Origin of the sequence: Vibrio japonicus (genome assembly GCF_024582835.1) — a bacterium.
Lineage (GTDB): Bacteria > Pseudomonadota > Gammaproteobacteria > Enterobacterales > Vibrionaceae > Vibrio > Vibrio japonicus.
In genome coordinates, this window is sequence record NZ_CP102097.1 from 470,101 (window position 1) to 493,804 (window position 23,704).

The following is a 23,704-nucleotide window of genomic DNA, read 5'->3' on the forward strand; positions in this document are numbered from 1 at the left end:
AATGAGCTACGTAACTGCAAAACAACTCACAAAATCGTTTGGTGACAACACCGTTTTTGAGAACATCCAGTTCCAGATAGAACAAGGAGAGTTTATTACCCTGCTTGGTCCTAGTGGATGTGGAAAGTCTACCCTCTTGCGCAGCCTAGCGGGTCTAAACCCAGTCGATAGTGGAGAGATTTGGGTCAACGGCGAAGAGATCACGCACCAAGTGCCTCAAGAGCGTGGTATTGGTATGGTCTTTCAGTCATACGCACTTTTCCCAAACATGACCGTTGAAGCCAATATCGGCTTTGGTCTTAAAATGAAAAAGCTCCCGGCTGAAACCATCCAAACCGAAGTGGCGAAAGTGATTGAGCTAGTGGATCTGAACGGCAAAGAAAAACACTACCCGCATCAGCTTTCTGGTGGACAGCGCCAGCGTGTTGCTTTGGCACGTGCTTTGGTCGTAAAACCGCGCATTTTGCTACTGGATGAACCACTTTCTGCCCTCGATGCCAAAATCCGTAAACACTTACGTCAGCAGATCCGTGACATTCAAAAAGAGATGAATCTGACCACGATTTTCGTTACGCACGATCAAGAAGAGGCGATGATCATGTCTGACCGAATCTTTCTTATGAATCAGGGTGAGATCGTTCAGGCCGGAACGCCAGAAGAGATCTACACACAACCAGCTAACGAGTTTGTGGCTGGATTTATGGGCCACTACAACTTGGTAGAAGCCAGCAAAGCAAAAGCTCTCTTCAATATAGATACACCATGGAAGGTAGCAATTCGCCCAGAGTCCATTTACGTCAAAGAGGAGGGTCGACAATACGGCAACCATGTCTCCTCACCGCAACTGGCGACCATTAAAAATCATCAACTACTTGGTAATGTCATTCGCTATCAGGTCGATGTAGATGACTGTGAGCTGACCGTCGATCTTCTTAACCGTTCTTCAGAACGACTGCTAGCCAACGGCAGTCAGTTAGAGCTATTGTTTAACCTAAATGAAATCCAGCCAGTGAGAGTCTGATATGTCTAACCCTTTGTATGTATTCGATATGGATGAAACGCTAATCAACGCCGATTGTGCAATGCTCTGGAACGCGTTTCTTGTCGATAAAGGTATTATTAACGAACCTGGCTTCCTCGAAGAAGATAAAAGGATGATGTCGCTTTATGCTAAAGGCGAAATGGATATGGAAGACTACATCGAGTTTTCTATGGCTCCATTGGCTTCGCTTTCAACACACGAAGTGCAAACTCTCGTCGAAGAATGCGTGGAAACCCATATTCTTCCTAAGCAGTTTAAACAGGCGAAAACGCTGATTGAACAGCTCAATAAAGATGGCGTAGACATGGTGATCATTTCGGCTTCTGTGGCGTTTTTGGTTAAATCGGTAGGCGAAAAATTATCGATAAATCATGCACTCGGAATCGACCTAGTGGAAAAAGGTGGCTGTTATAGTTCTGAGATTCTGGGTGTGCCGAGCTATCGAGAAGGAAAAGTCACAAGGCTGAAAGAGTGGTTAGCACAACAAAGCGAAACTTACTCGCAAGTTCACTTTTTCACGGATTCCATCAACGATTTACCACTGTGCGAAGAAGCCGATTTTGCCTACTTAGTGAATCCTTGCCCCTTATTGAAGCAGCATGGGGGGCGAACAAATTGGACGATCCTCCAATGGAATGAGTGACATTGAAGTCGTTACCCAATTTTTTCAGTCATTTAAAACGATCGAGCTAGTTATGGATATGCATCTGGCACGATGTTTTCATTATTGGAATTTATCTTTTCGATTTTGTAGTTTAAGTAATCGTGACGAAAGTGTTACTTTAAACACCATTGGTTACACTGCTATAAAGTGATTTCAAAGACCGCAATAGCTTTATAACAGTTTGGATACGGATGTTGGACCAACAATCTCCAAACAAACAACAATGTAATTATTGCCCATTTAGCCCGCATAGTTTGCCCACTATGCGGGTATTTTCTTTTTTAGAGCTAAGGACTTAGTACCCAGCTCACAGTTTTCCAATAAATTAATCACTTGATTAAATAACGTTGAATTAATCCAGTGTTGCTTGATTCTGCATCGCTCTATAATTAATCAACCGTTTAATAATTGAGGGCTTTCGGATGACGATAGAACAACGCAAGGTTGGACGCCCTAGTGACAACATTGCCGCGCGGGAAAAGCTCATCCTCCACGCCAGAGAACTGTTCACCGTGATGGCATACGATAAAGTCTCTACTCGCTTGATTGCCACTAAAGCCGGCGTCAACGTCGCGATGATCCGTTACTACTTTGGCAGTAAAGCCGGGCTTTTCGAAACCATGCTGCGTGAAACTCTCGCCCCAATTAAATTGCAAATGCAAAGGATGGTTGCTGACAGTTCGGAGAAAAACTTTTTCGACATCATGCGCACTTATTATAGGGAAATGATCAAAGTGCCACAGTTTCCCCGCCTCATCGCGCAAGTGATGTACATGCCCCAATCCGAAACTCAGCGCAAACTGCTCGAAAAAGTATTTGATGATATAAGCAAACCGATGCAAGGCGTCATGTTCGACAAACTCATCGAAAGCGGGATCTTAAGACGCGATGCCGACCCAATACTCTGCCGCGTTTCTTATATCAGTCTGATGGTTTTCCCTTTTATCGCCCCACCAGCACTACTCGCCGTTCATGGCATTGAGTTACGCGAGGAATTTTTGGATCGCTTGCTTGAACACAACATCAACCTTATGAAACACGGATTTTTAGATACCCAAGGCGACGCCCATGAAAATAAATAAAAAACTCCTGTTTTTTCCCGTACTTGCGCTAGGTATTATCGTGCTTGTTATTGCCATCAAACTCAAACCTGAGCTTCCTGTCAAACCCGCAGGAGACAGAGCCAGACTCGTTGAGACCATCCCCCTAGAGCTAAAAGCTATCGCCCCTGTTGCAGTCGGATTTGGTAAGGTCGCCCCAAAAGTTGAATGGAAAGCCATCGCGGAAGTGTCCGGGAAAGTCATCTACCGTCACCCTCGCCTTGAAAAAGGGCAGATTCTTAAAGCAGGCACGGAAATCTTGCGAATTGACCCGTTAGACTACGAATTAAAGCTGGTTCAAGCTCAGGCTGACTTAAAATCTTCACAGACCTCCTTAGCAAAACTCAACCAAGAAGAAGCGAATCTAAAACAAACACTCAAAATAGAGAAAAATCGTCTTGTCATTGCGAATAAAGAGCTTGAGCGCGTCCGCAACCTTCGCCAAAAGAACTTAACCTCACAATCCAACGTGGATCAGCTCGAGCAGTCAGCACTCTCACAACGTAAGCTGGTGCTCGATATTGAAAATCAAATCGGTCTAATGCCTGACGAGAAAAAGGTCGTCGAAGCTCTGATCAATGTGCGAACAGCAAAAGTGGAAGAAGCACAACGCTCTTTGGACAAAACGGTGATCACCTTACCGAGTGATTTGCGTATCGCTCAAGTGGATATCGAACAAGATCAAGTCGTCAACATTCAACAAACCATGTTAGTCGCCCACGGTATCAATATTATGGAAGTGGAAGCGCAGATGTCGATTCACGACATGCGAACTCTGGCCTCTAGCATGGGTGAATTTAGCCGAGACGAGTCAGGGATTCCTCAGCCAGATATGACCTTTATTCAAGCTGAAATTGAGCTTAATAGTGGTAACTTGCACGCCACTTGGCCTGCGCGTGTGTCACGAATCAGCGAGACCGTCGATCCAAGCCAAGCGACTGCTGGGGTAATCCTAGAGATTGAGCAGGATTACCGCGATCTGAGTCCGACGACGATTCCACCGCTTGTCAACGGCATGTTTGTTCGAGCAAACATCGAAGGACAACAAAACCCAAGCTGGGTGATTCCGGAACGAGCCTTGCACGGAAACCACATTTACATAAAAAATGACGACAATACGCTCGAGATCGTTCCCGTCGAGATCCTTTATCGCCGAGACAACCAGGTGGTGATTGATGGCGACTTAATGCAGGGGCAACGACTTATCGTCAACGACTTGCTGCCTGCAATTCAAGGTATGGCATTGAAAGAAGTACAGCAGGAGGATTCTGAATCATGATTCGTTTTTTCTCCAAACACCCGACCGCTGCCAATTTAGTCATGCTGTCTTTGCTACTGCTAGGGATCACTACTCTACCCAACATAAAACGAGAGACTTTCCCTGAATTTGATCCCCCATACATCATGGCCGGGGTGATTTATCCGGGCGCGTCTCCACAAGAGGTGGAAGAAAGTATCTGTGTCCGAATGGAGGACGCGGTAGATGGGCTTGCCAATATTGAAGAGACTCGATGCGAAGCAATCGAAGGATCAGCACGTTTAATTCTAAAACTGAATGAAAAGGCTGATATTGGCCGTATGCTGGTCGACGTTCAGACGCAAATCAATTCCATCAATGACTTCCCCAGCGAAATCGAATCACCTGTGGTTCGAGAACTGGATTGGAACGAGCCCGTCGTTGATGTCGCGATCACCGCCGATACCACTTGGCCTGAGTTGAAAGCCTACTCAGAGCAACTTAAGAGGACGTTAAAGCTTGATTACGGTGTTTCTCTGGTCAGTGTGGCGGGTTTTTCCGACCACCAATTTCGTGTCGAGCTAGACAGTCAGGCCATGCGCCAACTGGGTTTAAGTGTCGCTGATATCGCTAATCAAATTGGTCGCCAAAACGTCAAACTGCCAAGTGGTAACGTTGAAACGCCTGATAAAAACTTTTTGATTCGTTTTGACGAGCGCAGGGTCACCCCCGAAGAACTTGAAACCATTGTGGTGGGCTCTGGTGAAAACGGCTCTATCATTCGTCTTAAAGATGTTGCAAAGATTACCGACCGATTCGAGCTAGATGAACAAAAAGTCCTGTTTGACGGCCACCCTTCTGCATTGCTCAAAGTCAGCAAAAATAAAGAAGACGACGCACTTCGAATCAAAGATCGAGTGGCGCAGTTTGTCGAAGATCAGCAAGCTATCGCACCGGATGGCGTCAAACTCGAACTCACCAACGATCTCTCTTCCGTCCTATGGGATCGTCTCACTATGATGGTTCGTAATGGCTGGCAAGGTATCGTTCTTGTCTTTGCCACCATGTGGCTATTCTTTAGCTTAAGGTATTCGTTTTGGGTTTCAGCAGGCTTGCCTGTCGCGTTCTTGGGTGGGCTATTCCTGATGGCTCAACTGGGTTTGTCTATCAACATCATGTCGCTCGTCGGACTACTGATGGCGATTGGTATCATGATGGATGATGCCATTGTGATTGCCGAGTCGATCGCATCCCATATTGACCGAGGGGAGGACATCGACAATGCCGTGATCAAAGGCGTGAAAAAAGTGTTCCCAGGCGTGCTCTCGTCTTTCCTAACCACGGTCTGTATCTTTGGCAGTTTGTTGTTCCTAGAAGGTGAAATGGGTGCGGTACTCAAAGCCGTACCACAAGTGTTGATTTTAGTCTTAACACTCAGCTTGATTGAAGCGTTTCTCATTTTGCCTAACCACCTTTCGCACTCGCTACACAAAGCCAAACAAGCAAGAAAAACCGCTAAATTTAAAACAAAATTTTTGGCTAGCTTCGAACAGTTCCGCAACACTAGACTGGTCTCATCCGTAGAGACAGTGGTTGAATACCGATATGCGTTCTTAGGGGCCATCGTCACTTTGCTATTAGTCTCCATCGCGACCATCGCAGGAGGAATACTTAAATTCCAACCTTTCCCTGACTTAGACGGCGATATCGCAGAAGCGCGCATCATACTTCCACCCGGTGCGTCTCTTTCACAAACGGAGAAAGTGGTTGAGAAAGTGGTCTCTTCTGCACAAAAGCTGGCTATCGAATGGAGCGAATCAAACGAGAATGGCACGCCCTTGGTTGAACATATCACCAGTCAATTCAACGTCAATGCGGATGCCAGTGAATCTGGACCACACATTGCGACGGTTCGACTGGATTTATTGGGTGCGGAGATCAGAAACACTCTTATTGACGAGTTTGTTGCCGCGTGGCGTGAAGACGTAGGCGAACTCGCAGATCCAATCTCTCTGGTTTTTAAGCAACCGACGGTTGGTCCCGGAGGTAGAGCGATTGAAATTCGCGCAAAACACGACGATTTGGATGAACTCAAAGCAGCTTCGGTAGACATTCAGCAATACCTGAACGAGTTCGATGGCGTTCACGGCGTATTGGATGATATGCGCAAAGGCAAAGAAGAAATATTGGTTAAACTTCGCCCGGGAGCTGAAGCGTATGGCATAAACGGCCAACTTGTTGCGGGACAGCTTCGTGCGGCTTTCTTTGGGCAAACGGCAGATGAAATTCAAGTCGGCGTCGAGAATATCTCAATCGAAGTACGATTAAACAAAATACAAGCTGGCGATTTACAGCAGCTTGCTAACTTTCCGATCATGATGCCTGATGGTAGCCAAATCCCACTCGCCACCTTAGCAACGCTAGACTTTCAGCGTAATTATGTGCGAATTCAGCGTATTGATGGACTACGGACGATCAGCGTATTTGGAGACATTGATAATACCAGAGCCAATTCGACGGCAATTATCCTAAAATTCCAGCAAGAAGAAGCGCCAAAGCTTATGGCTAAGTACCCAGGGCTGCGTTTTGATTTTGAAGGTGAAACCAAAGATGCCGCAGAGACAGGCACGTCAATGGGTAAAGGCTTCTTGCTCGGCCTGTTTGGTGTGTTTGTGATATTGAGCTATCAATTCCGCAGTTATCTTGAACCTTTCGTCGTCATGCTGGCTATTCCCCTCGCATTTATTGGTGTCGTTTGGGGACACATCCTGCTGGGTCACTCACTCAGCATGCCGAGTTTGATGGGGTTTGTCTCACTGGCTGGGATTGTCGTCAACGACTCAATACTGTTGGTTCAATACATACGACATCACGTTGATGAAGGTGATAGCGTCCACGATTCTGTCGTAAAAGCGAGCCGAGAACGCTTTCGTGCAGTATTCTTGACCTCGATGACCACCGCAGCCGGGTTGCTGCCTTTGCTCACGGAAACCAGCCTTCAAGCGCAAGTCATTCAGCCGTTGGTTATCTCTATCGTATTTGGCATTTTTGCCTCTACTTTGCTGGTACTATTTATTATCCCTGCCGCTTATGCCGTCCTCGCCGATTTCGGGTTGGTACACAAGCATGAGAAGATTTAAAGAAAAATAACTCAGGAACCCCATGACTACTGTTGATACTCAAAAACTTTTAAACGACTTCCCGTTAGTTAGACAACTTGTCAACCTCGAAGAAGTCTCTTGGTTTAACCCTGCTGTCACTCGCTTGGAAGACGGCTTACCTTATGTTGGCTTAAACGAATCTGATATACGCGATGCCAGCGAAAGGTTAGCTCGCTTTGCACCCTATTTAGCCATAGCCTTTCCAGAAACAGCAGCAAATAACGGGGTTATTGAGTCTGAACTTGTCGAAATTCCTAACATGAAGAATCGATTAGAAAGTGAATATGGCGTCACGATTGCAGGCCAACTCCTTTTGAAAAAGGACAGCCACCTGCCTATATCGGGATCGATTAAAGCCCGTGGCGGCATCTATGAAGTACTCACCCACGCAGAGCAGTTAGCGATCAATGCTGGAATGCTGAAGACCTCCGACGACTACAGCAAATTATATAGCCATGAGTTTCGTGAATTTTTTAAACAGTACAGCATTGCCGTTGGATCCACTGGCAACTTAGGGATGTCGATTGGCATCATGAGTGCGAAGCTTGGTTTTTCTGTCTCCGTCCACATGTCGGCTGATGCTCGTCAATGGAAGAAAGACAAACTGCGCTCCCACGGAGTGAACGTCGTCGAGTATGAACAAGATTACGGCGTCGCGGTTGAACAAGGGCGTAAAGAAGCAGAAAAAGATCCAAGTTGCTTTTTTATCGATGACGAAAACTCAAAAACACTATTTCTTGGATACTCGGTAGCGGGTGAACGAGTCAAAAAGCAATTCGAAGAAAAAGGCATTGTTGTTGATAAAAACCACCCTCTTTTCGTCTATTTACCCTGTGGCGTAGGTGGCGGACCTGGTGGCGTCGCGTTCGGCCTAAAGATGGCATTTGGTGACCACGTTCATTGTATTTTTGCCGAACCAACCCATTCACCTTGTATGTTGCTTGGGGTTCATACTGGATTACATGACGGCATCGCAGTCCAAGATCTTGGTATCGATAACATTACTGCCGCAGACGGTTTAGCCGTCGGGCGTGCTTCCGGTTTCGTGGGTCGTGCGATGGAAAGACTCTTAGATGGTTACTACACCCTTTCTGACGAGCGAATGTATCAATTACTGGGGCAACTAAGCCAAACAGAAGATATCCAACTAGAGCCATCCGCACTGGCTGGGATGATGGGGCCTGTAGTCGTGAGTCGCGCTCAAAGTTATCTGACACGAATGAACTTTGATGCTAAAGCGATGGAACAAGCAACGCATTTAGTTTGGGCGACTGGCGGTGGTATGGTTCCTGCGCAAGAGATGGAAAGCTATCTGAACAAAGCCGCTATTTAGACTCCGACGTAGATACAACACGCCATTGAGCAAAAGGATGTTTAGTGGCGTTTTTGTTTCCAATGTACGGAAATGACCCAGTAACTTGGCGTAGCCACGTGATTCAATAATTTCTATCCTGACAACAAAAATGTTTTGCTTTCAAAAGCCGCATCTGGTGTTGCGCGAGAAAAATTATCCACTTAATATCGCGTTGCTTCTTGATGATAGCCAATCCGAGTACATCACAGCGTGTTTTGTGGCAAGGCGATAGAGCAACTATCCAAGAGTGACTTTGACTGCGCAATTGCGCTTTTTTTGACGCTCCACTTTTCATCATTACCTCACTAAACATAGTGCGAATGAAAAGTGCCTTTACACGCTGGAGGTTTACTATGGCTCACACTCATTCTGTATTGGATTTTCAATCTTTTTCTTCTCAAACTCTGTCTGCTGCTGAAGTGTCTCTTATCGAGTCTTCTGTTGAGCAATTCGGCGCGCCATTACTGCTATTGGATTGCGATGTGATTCGTAGCCAGTACCGTGCGCTAAAAAATGCACTGCCAACGGTCACGTTACACTTTGCACTTAAACCACTGCCACACCCAGCAGTTGTAAATACTCTGCTTGAAGAAGGGGCTAGCTTTGATCTTGCGACGACAGGCGAAATTGAGTTAGTGGCGCAGCAAGGCGTACCAGCGGATCGTACTATTCACACGCACCCGATTAAACGCGATTCGGATATTCGCGAAGCGTTAGCTTACGGCTGCAATGTATTTGTGGTTGATAACCTAAACGAATTGGCGAAATTCAAAGCGTACAAAGAAGAAGTAGAGCTACTGGTGCGTTTGAGTTTTCGTAACTCTGAAGCGTTTGCTGACCTTTCGAAGAAGTTCGGCTGCTCTCCAGAGCAAGCACTGACCATTATCGAAACAGCGAAAGAGTGGAACATTCGTATCAAAGGTCTGTCGTTCCATGTGGGCTCACAAACCATGAACCCACAGAAATACGTGGATGCGATCCGCACTTGCAAACAAGTCATGGAACAGGTGGTTGAACGCGGACTTCCGGCATTGAGCACGCTAGACATCGGTGGTGGTTTCCCAGTGAGCTACTCAAAACACGTAACGCCAATTGATGAGTTTTGTCTGCCGATTAACGAAGCGTTAGACGAGTTGCCTGAGACGGTTCACGTTATTGCAGAACCAGGACGTTTTATCGTTGCACAATCGATGATGAGCGTGGCATCCGTGATGGGACAAGCAGAGCGTGAAGGTCAGATCTGGTACTACTTAGATGACGGTATTTACGGTTCCTTCAGCGGTTTGATGTTTGACGACGCGCAATACCCGCTGGTTACGCTAAAACAAGGTGGTGAGTACCTACCAAGCGTATTGGCCGGACCAACTTGCGATAGCATTGATGTCATTGCAGAAAATGTCATGCTGCCACAACTGGACAACGGTGATTTGGTCGTTGGCCGTATGATGGGCGCTTACACAAGCGCAACGGCAACGGATTTTAACTTCTTCAAACGTGCACAAACTATCGTGTTCAACGAAGAAGAAGCGGTGCAAGAACGCATGATTGGCTAATGCTCTAGCTATAAACAGATAATAGAAAACGCTCACTTCGGTGAGCGTTTTAGCAGTTAGAGACAATAATCTATCCGTTCATCGGCTTAGTAAACGGAACGCTTTCTTACCGCGTTGAACAATCCAGTATTTATCAAACAATGCAAACTGTTGGTCCAATCCGCCTTCTGTCGCTAATTCGCCATTAATTCGAATCGCACTACTGGTCATCAATTCACGCGCTATACGTTTAGATTTTGCCAAGTTACACGTCACTAAAACCTCTGCCATGTCCAACGTCGCCTCTACCTGATAACTCGGCAACCCATCTAACTCTAGTTGGCTTATCTCAGATTGATTCAATGTTTTCAGGTCACCATCAAACAAGGCTTGAGTGATTCTTTGCGCGCTTGCTAGCCCCTCTTCGCCATGGACAAATTGCGTCACTTGCTCGGCCAAAATTCGTTGAGCCTGAGGTTTGCCTTCGCTCTCTTTATCTTGCTGTTCAATGTTTTCAATCTGTTCTACCGACAAAAAGGTGTAGTAACGCAGGAAGCGGTAAACGTCGTCATCCGTAGTATTGAGCCAGAACTGGTAAAAAGCGTAAGGCGAGGTTTTCTCCGCGTCTAACCACACTGCTCCCCCCTCGGTTTTGCCAAACTTCACACCGTCCGATTTAGTGATCAAAGGAAGCGTCAAACCAAACACATTGTCGTTGTTCAGTCGACGAGTCAGATCAATGCCGCTCACAATGTTGCCCCATTGATCACTGCCGCCAATTTGCAGCTTACAGCCATATTCTTTATTTAAATGAGCAAAGTCATAAGCTTGTAGCAGCGCGTAACTGAACTCCGTAAACGAAATGCCTTGATCCGGACGCTGCAAACGCTGCTTGACCGACTCACGGTTTATCATAGCGTTAACGGAAAAGTGCTTGCCAATGTCTCTCAGAAATTGAATCACGTTGATGTTTGAAATCCAATCCGCATTGTTGACGATCGTCAAAGGCGAAACGGAGTGCTTGTCCATCACTATCCTGATTTGATTCGATAATTGATCCACCCAGCCATTCACCGTTTGCTCAGTATTCAAGCTTCGCTCTGTCGCTTTAAAACTCGGGTCACCAATCATGCCTGTTGCTCCACCGATTAAGGCTATTGGGCTATGCCCTGCATTTTGAAAGCGTTTAAGCATAACCAGAGGAACTAGGTGACCTATGTGCAAACTGCCTGCGGTTGGATCAAATCCACAATAGACCACTTGTGGCGTGCTAAGTTGTTGCTTAAGTTCCTCAAGATGAGTCGTTTGTGCGATTAATCCACGCTGTTCTAGGTCATGAATAAGTGTTGGTTTCATTGCTTCCTCTCTCTGTATAGTGCTCAGAGTACGCACGGCAGGAAACAATCAACATATCCCTATAGGGACAGTTTTTCAGAAAACCGCGGTTTAGCCTGCAGCAATAAGCTGGGTTAAGAAGATATGGAATAATTCACTCAGCGACGAAACGTTCAACTTAGAATAAATTCGCTTACGGTGATTTTTGACGGTTCCAACACCAATCTCAAGACGAGTCGCGATCTCTTTCGAGTCAAATCCCTGCACCAACAAAGCAGCGACCTCCTGCTCTCTCTGAGTGAGCAACTCACTCCCTAACTGCGCTAAAGTTTGTTCAATAGCGTGACGGATATGAGGCAGATCTTTCGGCGCATCTGGCAAAGAAAAGGGTATTTTTGCCCAGTGTTGAAGGCAGAGTGATTGCACAATGTCAAAGCGGCGTTCTAATGCTTCTACCGATTGCGACGTGAAAGTTCGTTCCGCCATCACACCAAGGTAGATGACTATCCAGCGATGATCCGGAAGTCTTATCGATACACAAAGCTCGTCGTTCCACCCTGTTCGAGTATAAAAGTCGTTTTGATACTGCTTGTACTCAAAAGTGGATGAAAGCACGTCTTTTAGGCGGTAGACACGCTCACACCCTTCACGTTGAATGATTTGATAAAAAGGATCGTTTAAGAAAGAGTCCGTTAAGTAGCGTTGAAACAGAAGCTCGCGTGATTCGTAAATAGAGTCATACAAATACACCGGTCTTTTCCCTTCGCTATAGCCAAGGATAAGGGCACAATCGAAGTCCAAGATAACACCAAGGTACTCGCCCAAAGATGAGGTGAATTGAGTAGTGTTAAGTGAACGAATGACGTTAGCTAACGCATGAGATTCCGATTGAGAGACGTCCGATTTCATTGAAGTAAAACCCAGCAATTAGATAACGTGAGCTTACTGATATTTGTCGGTGGTTCAACCGATTACCCAATTAAAGTGGTAAAAAACCACTCCATTGGTATACAAAGGAGTGGTTTAGATTGTGCGTATTTCAACGTTATATCGATATCAATCTAGAGATCAAAGCGATCGGCGTTCATCACTTTCGTCCAAGCTGCAACAAAGTCGTTCACGAATTTCTCTTTGCTATCATCCTGAGCGTAAACTTCCGCGTAAGCCCGTAAGATGGAGTTGGAACCAAACACAAGATCGACTCGTGTTGCTGTCCATTTAACGTCACCAGAGCTACGTTCGCAGATGTCATATGAGTTTCGGCCAGTTGGCTTCCAGCTGTAATTCATATCGGTCAAATTCACAAAGAAATCGTTAGTTAAACTGCCAACTCGATCTGTGAATACTCCAGCTTGGCTACCCCCATAGTTGGTGCCCATGACGCGCATACCACCGATAAGTACCGTCATTTCTACCGCGGTTAAGCCAAGTAGCTGCGCTCTATCAAGCAACAACTCTTCTGGTTGGACAACATAGTCCTTTTTCTGCCAGTTGCGGAAACCATCAGCGAGAGGCTCAAGCACTTCGAATGAATCGATGTCGGTCTGTTCTTGGCTTGCGTCACCCCGTCCAGGTGAAAACGGTACGGTAACGTCAAATCCAGCCGCTTTGGCCGCTTTCTCGATACCTACGTTACCCGCGAGCACGATGGTATCAGCAACGCTAGCCCCAGTCTCTGAAGCAATCTGTTCTAACGTACTCAGAACATTTGCGAGCCTTGCTGGCTCATTGCCTTCCCAATCTTTCTGCGGTGCGAGTCGGATACGGGCACCATTTGCGCCACCTCTCGCATCAGAATGACGGAAGGTTCTTGCGCTATCCCACGCGGTAGAGACCATATCAGATACACTTAACCCGCTTGCAGCGATTTTCGATTTCACCGAATTCACATCGTAGCTAGTATTGCCAGCTGGAATTGGGTCTTGCCAAATAAGGTCTTCTGCAGGCACATCCGGCCCGAGGTAGCGTGATTTAGGGCCTAAGTCTCTGTGAGTCAACTTAAACCAAGCGCGAGCAAAGGCATCTTCAAATGCGGCTTGATCATCGCGGAATCGTTCAGAGATTTTTCGATATTCAGGATCCATTTTCAGCGCCATGTCCGCATCCGTCATGATCGGGTTGTAGCGAATAGACGGATCTTCGACGTCTTCAGGTTTGTCTGCTTCAGCAATATTAACAGGCTCCCATTGCGAAGCGCCTGCAGGGCTTTTACTAAGTTCCCAGTCGTGTTTGAAGAGCATAGCAAAGTAGCCATTATCCCACTTGGTAGGATGCGTCGTCCACGCGCCTTCAATACCACTGGTCACGGCATTTCGACCAATACCACGCGTTTTGTGGTTTATCCACCCCAAACCTTGCTCTTCAATGTTTGCACCTTCTGGCTCTGGGCCAAGGTTTGCAGCATCTCCATTACCATGCGCTTTACCGACAGTGTGTCCGCCCGCTGTTAACGCAACGGTTTCTTCGTCATTCATCGCCATACGCGAGAAAGTGACACGCATATCTTCCGCGGTTTTAAGTGGATCTGACTTACCATCCACACCTTCGGGATTGACATAGATTAAACCCATCATTACCGCGGCGAGAGGATTTTCCAAATCGCGCTGGCCTGAATATCGGCTATTTTCTGAACCACTTGGGGCCAACCACTCTTTTTCCGCCCCCCAGTATGCATCTTTCTCTGGGTGCCAAATGTCCTCTCGACCAAATGCAAAGCCAAACGTTTTGAAACCCATCGATTCATAGGCCATATTACCTGCAAGAATCATCAGGTCTGCCCAGCTAATTTGTTTGCCGTATTTTCTTTTAATTGGCCACAGCAAACGGCGAGCTTTATCTAAGTTCCCGTTGTCAGGCCAAGAGTTAAGGGGCGCAAAACGTTGATTACCTGTCGCGCCACCACCACGTCCGTCAGCGATACGATAACTACCCGCTACGTGCCAAGCTAAACGAATCATCAAGCCGCCATAGTGCCCCCAGTCCGCAGGCCACCAATCTTGGCTGTCGGTCATCAGTGCTTTCAAGTCATCTTTGAGCGCTTCGACGTCGAGTTTTTTTAGTTCGTCACGATAACTGTAATCCTCACCCAATGGATTGGTTTTGGTATCGTGCTGATGAAGGATGTCAAGGTTTAGTGTTGCAGGCCACCAATCTTTGGCCATGTCGGAAGAGGTCATACCGCCATGCATTACCGGACATCGACCTGAGGTGCTCTTATCTTGCTGTGCCATGTGTAATCCCTTTACGTTTCTGGTATTGGATTGAGGTGTAAAGAATCACGGTTACATCCAACTCAATAAGCAACCAGTCACTCATTGAATGTAAGTGCGTGTTAACCTGTGTTTTTATTATTGTTTAAAGTTTAGGCGACAGATGCGAAAAAACACGTTGATTAAATCTATTAGTGTGATTGGAAAAATCTATCTATTGAGGAAAAGAGGCCAATACAAACAAGAGAAGACTGACTGCCTTCTCTTTTTATTTATGCGACGTTAGGTGCGAGGAAGGGAAGAACATTCTATTCTCCCCCTGCCACAACTTCCAATTACATCGCTTTTTTGGCTGGGCGACTTGGGTGGAATACACCCTTTAGTTTGGAGAAGAGGCCCTTGATGTCATCTAACATCAGATACAGGCAAGGAACCAGTATTAGAGTCAGCAAGGTGGCAAACACAATAGCAAACCCGAGCGCAACCGCCATTGGTGTGACCAATTTTGCTTGCAGACTTGTCTCAAACATAATCGGTAACACACCAACAAACGTGGTGATCGACGTTAGGGTAATTGCTCTGAATCGCGCGCACCCGGCTTCAATCACTGCGTCTTTGCTTGCTTTACCTTGGGCCCGCAATTGATTGACGTAATCTGTCATTACTAACGAGTCATTCACAACCACGCCCGCAGCAGCTATCAGACCAAATGTTGACATCATGCTCAGATCTAAGCCAAACCAATAGTGCCCCCAGATTGCGCCCGTCAAACTAAACGGAATCACCGACATAATAATGAGTGGCTGAGTATAACTACGCAGGGGCACAGCGAGTAGGATATAGACAATGATCATGCCTGCAATAAAGAAAATCTTCTGTTCATTTTGCTGTGCTTGTTGCTCTTCAATCGTGCCACCAAGCTCACTTTTAACGCCTGGATAAGCAGCAAGTACTTCTGGAATAATTTCATCATACACGGTGCCAATTATCGCACCTGGTTCAACCAATTCTTCATCAATCGAACCATATACATACACCGTTCTAAAACCACCTTCGCGACGAATCGAGCTTACGCCCGGTTGCTGAGTGATCTCTACCACATCGCCTAGCATGACTTTTTTACCTTCAGGAGTGGTAATCACAGCATAACGGAGCGAAGAAAACGCCTCGCGAGTTAACTTTGGGTAACGAACCATTACTTTGACTTCTTCGCCATCACGCAGAACGCGCTGAGCTTCACCACCGTAAAAACTGCCTCCGACCTGAGTAGCGATATCAAACAAGTCTAAACCCAAATCGTAGGCTACAGGTGTCAACGACAACAAAACTTCCTGACTGCCCGTGTCGATAGATGAAGAGATATCAAACAGCCCTTCTTGTTGACCAAGCCTGTTAATCAACGCTTTGCCAGCCGCATTCAACGTTTCGATCTCAGAGCCGTACAGAAGGAACCCGAACTCGTCCCCTTTGTCGTTATCACTGATGTCGTCTGCTATGGTAATGGTTTTTAATCCTGGGATGACAGGTAAACGCTCACGCCACTTTCGTGCCAATTCAAACGTATTCATTGGGCGTAATTCTTCGTCCACTAGCGGTACAAGCAGAGCCCCTTCTTTTCGTCCCTGGTTAAAGACAAGCGTATCTTTGACCATAACGTGGCCTGTCTCGCTTTCAATCTCTTTATCAATATCAAGCACAACGCGTTCTATCGTTTTCAACGCTTCGATCGTTTGTTCACTGGATACGTTGTCGTTCATCGCCAGCTTAATACTCGGAAAGTCATGCGGTACCTTGGGGGAAGGCACAATTCTCACATGATTCGCTATCACGAGCGCAACACTAATAACGAGTAACGCAACAAAACCTGTAAACACGCTCCAACGCCAGTATGTGCAGGTGGTCACTAACCTCTTATACGGACCATTAATAAAGCCGAAGAATCGCTTATTAAACTTATCGCGCCAACTGCCCTTTTTTATCGGGCTAAATTTGGTATGTGCCAAGTGCGCAGGCAAGATCAGCTTAGATTCGATTAAGCTAAACAGCAGACAAAGAATCACAATCGATGAGATACCAAAGAAAAATGATCGCTCAATGCCTTTAGACATCAAAAATGGCGCAAATACTGCGATGGTCGTTAACACGCCAAACGTTGCTGGTGTCGCCACACGCTTAACACCCCTTACGACGTTATCGACGCCTCCTCCATTCTTTTCGATTTCCGAGTAAGCGCTTTCGCCAATGACAATCGCATCGTCAACAACAATTCCTAATACCATAATAAAGGCGAATAAAGACACGACGTTAATGCTCACACCTATCGCGGGCATTAACATCACAGCACCAAGGAAACAAACGGGCAAGCCTATCATCACCCACATCGCCAGTTTGAAACGCAAAAACAAACTCAACATCAATGCGACTAACACCGTCCCTTGCAACAAGTTCTTCAGCATCATTTCCAGACGTGCATTTAAGTAGTACGTCATGTCCACGAGCGTACTGATCTTCAAGTCTGACGGTAGTTGTTGATTCTTGTGATCAATGTAAGCTTTGACAGAGTTAGCCACCGTTACTATGTTCTGATCCTTAGTTGCTTTCACCGAAAAGTAGATGGCGTTCTCACCTGAATATTTGAAATAGCGATCGCCCTCGGTGAAACCGTCTTTAATCGTGGCAATATCTTGAAGTAAGACTTTTCCACCATTTGCACCGATTTTAACTGGGATCTGGCGAAACTCTTCTCCTTTATAGTACTGGTTTTCAATACGTACAGAGATCATTCCTGCGTTAGTCCTAACTTCGCCCGCAGAATAGTTTGCTGAATAACGCTGAATCGCATTACTCACATCATTGAGCGTTAAGCTGTACTTTTGTAGCGTTCTTGGCTCAACTTCAATTGAGATCTCATATTCCGGCGCTCCTAGCTCTACCAAAGCGACGTTGTCGAGTTGTAGCAGTTCATCTTCTATCTGTTTAGCAATGGATTTAAGCTCTAGCAGGGGGCGATTACCAACCAGTGACATCTCTATCACGTCCTGACGGTACTCATACTGATAGACTTGGATTGGTTCCATGCCTGATGGGAAGTTCGCGATAGAGTCAACTTTCTGTTTCACCTTATCCAGAACATCAGAAACATGTTCATCGACTTCTATCTCAAGTTCGACGTTACCACTGCCTCGATGCGCTGTGGAAACCGATTTCTTAATGCCAGTAACATCTTTTAAAGACTCTTCAATTTTGATCAATATGCTTTCTTCAATCTCTTGAGGTGATGCTCCTGGATATTGCGCAGAAACATTGATGTAGTTGACTTCAATGTTTGGAAACATCTGACGTTGTATAAAGAAAAAGCTCGCGGTTCCAACAATCAGCACAAACGCCATCAGTAAGTTTGCCGCGACGGCATTGTTAGCAAAGTACGCTATTAGTCCTTTTTGTTTTGACTCGTCCATACGAATGCCCTTACTTAATCACGTTTTCACTTGTGGATGCGATCTGTACCTGCATGCCCTTTTGAGGATATTCAGGCACAGTCATGACTAGCTGATCGTTGTCCGCTAAGCCCTGATTGATCAGCATAAATTCTTTTTCAGCTCGCAATACATTCACGGTGCGCGGTTCCAGTTCGCCTTCAGAATTCACCACCCAAACCTGACGATTATTGACAATTTCCTGAGGAAGGCGATAAATGTGCTTGAGCTCTTTTCCCGCAAATTTAACTTCTACGTAAGAACCAAATTTCATTGGCGTTTCATCAGATTTAAGTGCATATGGATCCTCTACTCTAACCACCATACTAAACATCCGCGTACTGCTATCGACCACACCTAAGTCACGCGCAATGCGACCTTTACGTTTTGTGGTCACAATACTGTGATCTATGATATCGGCTTCTATACCTTCATAGCCTTGAGGCAAAAATGCACTGTCGAAACCCGCTATGGGTATGTGGACCTCTGCGGCTTCAATATTGTTGAGCGTCGCAACAGGCGCGCCAGCTGAAATAAATTGACCGACACCAATCTCTCGGCTCACAACAAGCGCATCATATGGCGCGACGACCTGACAATTATCGAGGTCTCGTTTCGCGCGTTTAAGATCGGCCTGCGCAGACTTGACTTGTGCTTGCGCACTCAGAAGTTGAGGCTTGCGAAGATACAAATCTGTCACTTGTTTCGCTGGCAGGGTTCTCGCCTGTCGTTTTGCCACTTCAGCACGGGCTTCTTCTTCAATAAGGCTGGCTTTTGCATTGGCTAACTGAGCTTGAGCTTGAAGCACCGCAGCCTGGTAGTTATCTCTTTCAATGCTAAACAGCACCTCTCCACGCTTTACGACGCCTCCGGCGACAAAGTTAGGGTGCCAGCTGACCACTTCCCCCGATACTTGAGCAGATAATCGCGTCACCTCAACGGGTTGTAACTCTCCGTGGCTGGTGATCACCACTTGGTGATCGCTAGACTGAACTGGGATAACAGTCACCACAGGAGGCAATTTGGGTGGAGAAGACTCTTCAGACTCTGAAGCATTCGAATTAATGGCAGCGTAACCACCATAGGCACCGCCAAGTAAAACAAAAGGCAACAACCAACGTAACGGCTTTATTCTCATTTTTATTCCTTACCAAAGCTTTATTATTCCCTTTACCAAAAAGGTCCAGAAAAGAGAGTTAAAATAATGAGTTATCTATGCAGCTGGCAGTTTGACACCCAATCTCCACGAACTATCCAATCGGTCAAAAATAACTATTGAAATTCAGAATGTGTAGAAAGCAACAACCTCAAACCACAACGAAAAACAACTAAGCAAACACTAAGCCAACAATAAAATAAACAATATCAACAACTTAATATAACCCCGAACAAGAAAAGACTTATTCACTGTGTGAATTCACCAATAAAAGGTGATTTTTGCCATCTCAAATTATCAATTATCTCTCTGGCTATAGATCTCGCTTGGGATAGCATTTGGCATATACCTTTAAATCAACAAGAACTTGTTATATGTAAAATCGTTCAATCATTGAATTTAGACGAGAATTTAATATGAATTCAGCCTCTTAAACTCATCCACTTCTCTATTGTCTGGATTAATTTTGCTTTTAGGTGATTAAAGATCCAAACTAGCGGAAGTTATGAAACGACAAAAAACGTAAGAGGCATTTTATGGAAAAAGTGTTTTTATTTGATTGGGGCGACACCCTAATGGTCGACAACCCTAACCAAAAAGAAAAAATGTACTTATGGAAGGACGTTGCGGCTGTTGATGGAGCTGAAGAAACCCTTAAAGCGCTTTCAAAGAATCATACCATTTACATCGCGTCGAGTGCGCAAGAGTCCAGTGAAGCAGAGATACAACAGGCGTTTCAGCGTGTCGAGTTGGATCGTTACATTAATGGATACTTCTGTAAAAGTAATGTAGGACTAGACAAAAACTGCCCTGAGTTTTATCTCGCCATCGCGGACGAGTTAGGTGTAAAACCTGATGAACTCACGATGGTCGGCGATATCCTAAATAAGGATGTATATCCTGCTCAAGACGCAGGTTTAAATGCCATTTGGTTTAATCCAAATTCAGAGAAAGTGCCAGAAAATGTGGTGAGTATTACCACTTTGCAAGAGTTAATTACAATAACGGCTTAGCACATGCTAAGCCGCTTTTTTATCCAAATAATCTAAATGATCATACCGCAGCAGCCTTGGGCTGGTAACGCCCAGGCTTGTGGTTCATTGCCAAAATCAGGTTAGTGACTATAGCACCCAGAACAGACAACGCGATAAGAGAAATATCAACGATAAATAGTGACAACACTACAATCGTACAGTCCAGTGCCATTTGGACTTTGCCTGCACGAATACCAAACCTCTCCTGTAAGAACAGCGCGAGTATGTTAAAGCCACCCAAGCTCATCTTGTGTCGGAATATCACTAACATTCCGATACCGATCAAACCACCACCAAGTAGGGCGGCGTAGAAAGCATCAATACGCGCGATTTCAATCACATGATGCAAATGATCCACAGCCAGTGAAACGATGGTCACTGCGATAAAGGTGTTGACGGTGAAACGCCACCCCATACGGGTAACGGACAAAATATAAAAAGGTAAATTCAGGACAAAGAAAACTTGCCCAAAACTGAAATCACTCACTTTCGTTAGAAATATGGCGAGTCCTGCGGTGCCACCAGTCAGTAAACCCACTTTATTGAAGAAGATGACGCCTAGTGATACCAGTGCACTGCCCAATAACAAAGCGAGTAAGTTCTCGCGTAAACTATGTTCTTTATCCATTCTCGAAATCCTATCCCTTAGCGAACGACCCAAAAGGAGGTAGTTCAAACGCGCATAAGATGTCGATAATTAGTAAACTTGTCGAGAAATCAGGTGAAATATCTCATTTAAAGGGTGTTAAATGAACTTTACACCCGTCACTCCTCTTTGACTGACGCCAAAATCACAACGGAATCAGAAACGACTTGGCACACAGATGATTCACGATTAGAATTCGCTGATTTCTTGAGTTGCTTGGCTCTGTACATGGCTTCATCTGCAACACTTAGCAAGCTATCTTTACTTTGAGTTTGATCGGGGTAGTAGCTCACACCAATACTCGCTCCAACATTAAGCGTGTGTCCGTTAAATTGGATGGGTTCACTTATTGAATCAATCAGCTGTTTCGCTTTAGCTGGAACAACTGTAAAGTCTTGAAGATGGTCTAAGCAGACAATAAACTCATCTCCTCCAATGCGGCCCACAAAATCTGTCTCTCGAATTGTATCAATGAGTCTTTTTGCTACCTCAACAAGAATCGCATCCCCAGCATCGTGGCCATAGCTGTCATTAATTTCTTTGAATTTGTCTAAATCTATAAAGAAAAGCGCAAGTTTACAGTGGGTGCGAGCGGCATTGAGAATGGCACGCTCTAACTTGTTATCGAAGGCGCGTCTATTCATGATATTGGTTAAAGGATCATGTTCTGAAAGATAGATAAGCTGTTCTTGTTTCAATTTGAGCTGTTCAGTTTGCCGTCTGACCTCTTCTTCTAATTCTTGCTTTGTGACGGTCGTTTCTCTCAATGAGTTCGTCATTTTATTAAAAAACGTTGCCACCGCCAGAAATTCAGTATCTAAGTCTTCCCTATCAATTTTTGCGTCCAGTTTGCCTTCGGCTAAACGACCTATCGCCCCCTTTATCGCGTAAACACCCGTTCTGAAACGGAAAAACATTCGCCATGCCAACACACTCACCACAATCGAACTAATCACCAACCAAGCACCAGCATAAATCATGACTTGGTTCTGCCTTTCGTCACTGCTCATCAGAACAGATTGATGTACATACGCCAGCTCTTCTGTCATATTCTGTACGATCATGTTGTATCTGGAATGTAAGAGCCCTCTCGCGGTGATATCTTCCGCACCAAAAACATCCACTCCGCTAGCTCCACCAAAATACACTTTTTTTTCTTGATTCAGGATGGCTTTGAGACTCTGATTCATACGAATCATATTTTCCAATAAGGCACCATTTTGTTTGTATTGAGTCAATCTCTCCGCCAATTCTTCTTGCGCATGCTCAACCAGACCTAGGCTCTGCTCATCACTGAACTGAAGAAACACCCATAATTGGCTCCTTAACATATCCACACTTAGCTGGAGTGTAACCACTTGATCGAGTTCGGATTTTGTTCTTTTTCTCTCGAAGCTTACCTGTGAAAACGAAACGACAATAAACAGTGTTAACAGCATGGTTGTGATGGAAAGAGCAAACAACTTTTTATTGACAGAATCCAGCATAATTAGTCTCTCGACGCAACAAGTTGTCTAAACGGATTCGGGTAAAACACTTCTCTGAAGTCAGGTGGGTCATTTTCTACTAAGCCCCTTTCTGTGGCCCACCGAGCTTGCAATTGGATATTGGAAAACAATGCGTTACCCAGAGACACCCTAAATTGGAGATCCTTCCAAGACCACGCAACTTGATCAACTGACAGATTCAAACTGGTGGCAACGGATTTCATTGCAACGTCGGGGTTGCTATTAATCCAATCAACCGCCGAATCAAGCGCTTTCAGTACGCGCACAGGTTCATCGTCTGTTGCTTGCTCTAAATGATTCTTTAGTGCAAGCAAGTTAAAGGAAAGCTGATAAATCGAGCTATTTCCAAGATTCAGTACTTTCGTTGCTGACAGAACATCAGCCTTGTAACCCATGGGCTCCCAAGATGAAATAGCATCGACACGATAAGATAAAAGTGCAGGAACAAGATCGCTCGGTTCTAGATATACCTTTTCAAGATTCAGACTTTTGAGGTTATTGGAAATCAACACGGAATCAAAATAAAACTCGCTAGCGCTTCCCTTAATGACGCCTATTTTTTTCCCTTCTAAGTCTTTCACTGAACGAATATTCAAAGGCTCAAGCGTGAGCAATTTTAAATCGTTATACGATTCAGCAAAACTCACCAACAGAGAAAGATCGTGATGTTTAAAGCTTTGAAACATCAGTACCGACTCTGATGCAGTGGCGTAATCCACTTCGCTATTGAGCATCATTTCGGTACATGCTACGCCGCCGTCACAAGGTATAAGAATGACATCCAGTCCTTCGTCTTGAAAGTAGCCTAACCTCTTCGCCACGAAAAATGGTGCGGATAAAGGCGTCTGAGACACTGCGATCACAACTTTTGTATTACTTTCTTTCTCTTCTACTTCATAAAGGCTTGTGTAAAAGAAAATGACCCCTACCACTATCGAGAAGAGTCCCAAGTACATCAATGCACGCTTCTTTGGCGACATGAAAAAATTCCACTTTAAGAAACTGACTTTATATTATGTTAATGTATCAACAACATAGAATGCGAAGGAAAGCTCACTTTCTACAAAATGATACATGGTACTTTATGTAAATTGTGTCTACTGTCACTTTAGGTGCAGAACCCGTTTTGATAGCAGCACCTTTAACTTATATGACACTCTTCGATCATAGGATAAATATCAGCCTTTTGTAGAGAATTTTGTTAATAATGATAGAAATGCCATGCGGGAAAGCTTGAATTCATCCGAATA

At 45.3% G+C, this 23,704-nt stretch carries 16 protein-coding genes; 8 read left to right on the top strand and 8 right to left on the bottom strand.

The window, feature by feature from the left end:
* Position 1 precedes the first annotated feature (1 nt).
* From NP165_RS15285 to NP165_RS15315, 7 genes are all read left to right on the top strand, one after another.
* Positions 2-1,021, top strand: coding sequence for an ABC transporter ATP-binding protein (locus tag NP165_RS15285; RefSeq protein ID WP_257086618.1), 1,020 nt, complete (start codon positions 2-4; stop codon positions 1,019-1,021).
* 1 nt (position 1,022) lies between these two features.
* Positions 1,023-1,685: an HAD family hydrolase gene (locus NP165_RS15290; RefSeq protein WP_257086619.1), complete on the top strand. Its 663-nt coding sequence runs from the start codon at positions 1,023-1,025 to the stop codon at positions 1,683-1,685.
* 443 nt (positions 1,686-2,128) lie between these two features.
* Positions 2,129-2,788 (top strand): TetR/AcrR family transcriptional regulator, encoded by a 660-nt coding sequence (locus NP165_RS15295; protein WP_257086620.1) that lies wholly within the window; start codon positions 2,129-2,131, stop codon positions 2,786-2,788.
* Positions 2,775-4,085 carry an efflux RND transporter periplasmic adaptor subunit gene (locus tag NP165_RS15300; protein WP_257086621.1) on the top strand — a complete coding sequence of 437 codons (1,311 nt, stop codon included), beginning with the start codon at positions 2,775-2,777 and terminating at the stop codon, positions 4,083-4,085. The genes NP165_RS15295 and NP165_RS15300 overlap by 14 nt, the downstream gene beginning before the upstream one ends.
* Positions 4,082-7,183 carry an efflux RND transporter permease subunit gene (locus tag NP165_RS15305; protein ID WP_257086622.1) on the top strand — a complete coding sequence of 1,034 codons (3,102 nt, stop codon included), beginning with the start codon at positions 4,082-4,084 and terminating at the stop codon, positions 7,181-7,183. The genes NP165_RS15300 and NP165_RS15305 overlap by 4 nt, the downstream gene beginning before the upstream one ends.
* A 22-nt stretch (positions 7,184-7,205) precedes the next feature.
* Positions 7,206-8,537 carry a D-serine ammonia-lyase gene (gene dsdA, locus NP165_RS15310; RefSeq protein WP_257086623.1) on the top strand — a complete coding sequence of 444 codons (1,332 nt, stop codon included), beginning with the start codon at positions 7,206-7,208 and terminating at the stop codon, positions 8,535-8,537.
* 374 nt (positions 8,538-8,911) lie between these two features.
* Entirely contained in the window at positions 8,912-10,111 is a 1,200-nt protein-coding gene (locus NP165_RS15315; protein ID WP_257086624.1) for a type III PLP-dependent enzyme, read from the top strand.
* A gap of 78 nt (positions 10,112-10,189) precedes the next feature.
* On the opposite strand, the gene tyrS is transcribed toward NP165_RS15315, so the two are convergent.
* From tyrS to NP165_RS15340, 5 genes are all read right to left on the bottom strand, one after another.
* A complete protein-coding gene (tyrS, locus tag NP165_RS15320; protein ID WP_257086625.1) occupies positions 10,190-11,446 on the bottom strand; it encodes a tyrosine--tRNA ligase in 1,257 nt (418 codons plus the stop codon).
* Positions 11,447-11,536: 90 nt separating this feature from the next.
* Positions 11,537-12,334, bottom strand: a complete 798-nt coding sequence (locus NP165_RS15325; protein ID WP_257086626.1) for a response regulator transcription factor — start codon at positions 12,332-12,334, stop codon at positions 11,537-11,539.
* A 152-nt stretch (positions 12,335-12,486) separates the two neighbouring features.
* Entirely contained in the window at positions 12,487-14,655 is a 2,169-nt protein-coding gene (katG, locus tag NP165_RS15330) for a catalase/peroxidase HPI (protein WP_257086627.1), read from the bottom strand.
* A gap of 314 nt (positions 14,656-14,969) precedes the next feature.
* Entirely contained in the window at positions 14,970-18,092 is a 3,123-nt protein-coding gene (locus NP165_RS15335) for an efflux RND transporter permease subunit (RefSeq protein WP_257086628.1), read from the bottom strand.
* 10 nt (positions 18,093-18,102) lie between these two features.
* Positions 18,103-19,248 (bottom strand): efflux RND transporter periplasmic adaptor subunit, encoded by a 1,146-nt coding sequence (locus NP165_RS15340; protein WP_257086629.1) that lies wholly within the window; start codon positions 19,246-19,248, stop codon positions 18,103-18,105.
* 554 nt (positions 19,249-19,802) lie between these two features.
* On the opposite strand from NP165_RS15340, the gene NP165_RS15345 reads away from it, so the two are divergent.
* Complete coding sequence (locus tag NP165_RS15345; protein ID WP_257086630.1) at positions 19,803-20,279, top strand: HAD family hydrolase; 477 nt, start codon at positions 19,803-19,805, stop codon at positions 20,277-20,279.
* A gap of 40 nt (positions 20,280-20,319) precedes the next feature.
* Here the strand turns inward: NP165_RS15345 and NP165_RS15350 are convergent, their stop codons facing one another.
* The 3 genes from NP165_RS15350 to NP165_RS15360 form a co-directional block, all read right to left on the bottom strand.
* The gene (locus tag NP165_RS15350) at positions 20,320-20,928 is read right to left on the bottom strand and encodes a DUF6198 family protein (RefSeq protein WP_257086631.1); all 609 of its coding nucleotides are present in this window, start codon (positions 20,926-20,928) and stop codon (positions 20,320-20,322) included.
* Between the two features lie 137 nt (positions 20,929-21,065).
* Positions 21,066-22,433 carry a diguanylate cyclase domain-containing protein gene (locus NP165_RS15355; RefSeq protein ID WP_257086632.1) on the bottom strand — a complete coding sequence of 456 codons (1,368 nt, stop codon included), beginning with the start codon at positions 22,431-22,433 and terminating at the stop codon, positions 21,066-21,068.
* 2 nt (positions 22,434-22,435) lie between these two features.
* Positions 22,436-23,434, bottom strand: a complete 999-nt coding sequence (locus NP165_RS15360) for an ABC transporter substrate-binding protein (protein WP_257086633.1) — start codon at positions 23,432-23,434, stop codon at positions 22,436-22,438.
* Positions 23,435-23,704: the final 270 nt, after the last annotated feature.